Annotated in this window: 2 protein-coding genes; both read left to right on the forward strand. The window is 68.0% G+C overall.

The genetic code is table 11. The annotated features are described in order from the left end of the window. Positions 1-301, forward strand: a 301-nt coding sequence (tnpB, locus tag WKW79_RS36940) for an IS66 family insertion sequence element accessory protein TnpB (RefSeq protein ID WP_340340182.1), incomplete at its 5' end; no start/stop codon positions are given. Between the two features lie 83 nt (positions 302-384). Continuing rightward, a complete protein-coding gene (locus WKW79_RS36945) occupies positions 385-1,470 on the forward strand; it encodes an IS66 family transposase (protein ID WP_340340183.1) in 1,086 nt (361 codons plus the stop codon). Positions 1,471-1,505: the final 35 nt, after the last annotated feature.

The following is a 1,505-nucleotide window of genomic DNA, read 5'->3' on the forward strand; positions in this document are numbered from 1 at the left end:
TGACATGAGGAAGTCCATCGACGGCCTGTCGCAGATCGTGGCCGCTGCGATGGGCATGAACCCGCTGTCGGGTCAGGTCTTCGTCTTCATCGGGCGACGCCGCGACCGCGCAAAGTTGCTCGTGTGGGATCGCCACGGATTTTGGGTCCTCTACAAGCGTCTCGAGGCGGGCCGCTTCACTGACCCTGCGCGGCTGCACGCAGGCGGCATCGCAATGAGCGAGCTCGTCGCATGGCTGGAAGGAATCGACCTGAGTCGAACGAGACGGTTGCGCACGCTCGACGTGAGCGTCGTCGCCTGAGGACGGAGGGACTTCAGGCCTTCAAGGCAATCGGCAATTCACCGACTGCCCACAGCGCGGTCGCGCTGAGATCATCGACACCCATGCAACTGCTGGCTGTCCCTGTCGATCGAGCGAGCCTGCCCGACGACGTCGAGGTGCTCAAGGACATGCTGGTGGAGGCCGCGCAGGCCTTCCAGGCGCTGCGGGCACAGGCGAGCCAGCAGATGAGCTCGCTGGCCGCGCAGCTGGCCGAGTTCAAGCGCCGGGTGTTCGGCTCACGCAGCGAAGCGCTCGCGGTGCTGCAGCCGGAACTGTGGCAAGACGTCGTCGAGCTCCCGGTGCCACCCGAGCAACACGATGAGGTCAAGGGCCACCGGCGCCGCCGCCAGGGCCGCCCGGCCATCGATGAGAGCCTGCCGCGCCGACGCGTCGAATACGACCTCTGCGACGAGGACAAGGCCGCCTTCGCACGCGTCGTGCGCATCGGCGAGGAAGTGTCCGAGACGCTGGAATACACGCCGGCCAGGCTCGAGGTGTTGCAGCACGCGCGGCTGAAGTACCGGTGCGAGGACGAGGCCGGGCGCAGCACGATCCGAACCGCGTGGGCACAGGCGTCGCCGCTCGTGCGCAGCAACGCCGGCCCCGGGCTGCTCGCTCACGTGACGGTGTCGAAGTACGCTGACCATTGCCCCCTCGCGCGCCAGGAGCGGGTACTCGCCAGGCACGGTGTGCGGCGCTCGCGCCAGACGCTGTGCGACTGGACGCTGGGCACGGCCGAACTGCTCGCCCCGCTGATGGCACCGCTCAAGCGCCACGTGCTGGGCAGTGCGGTCATCTTCACCGACGACACCACGCTCGCGCTGAAGGCGCCACGTGGAGAGTCCCAAGGCAAGACCATCACGGCGCGGCTGTGGGTTTACCTGGCCGGCGGCTGGCTGCCCGACCCCGAACATCGTTGGCGTCGCGTGGCGCCGGCGGCACTGTACGACTTCACCACCGACCGCTCGGGTTCGCACGCCCGACACATGCTGGGCGCCTGGCGGGGCTTCCTGCAAGCTGACGATTTCTCGGGCTACGCCGCGTCGTTCCGCGCGGGCGTCGTGCACGCGGCCCCCGATCGACACTTCAAATTCCCCCGGTTGTCGACACCCAAATTCCTCCGGGCAGGACAGGGGTTGCATTATTGATCGATCACGCCTCGACCGCGATCGCCAGGCGTGCC

The organism is Variovorax robiniae, assembly GCF_037889955.1.
Lineage (GTDB): Bacteria > Pseudomonadota > Gammaproteobacteria > Burkholderiales > Burkholderiaceae_C > Variovorax > Variovorax robiniae.

Excerpts from the sequence above, each read along its gene's own strand:
- WKW79_RS36945 (WP_340340183.1), top strand. The coding sequence starts at position 385 with ATGCAACTGCTGGCTGTCCCTGTCGATCGAGCGAGCCTGCCCGACGAC.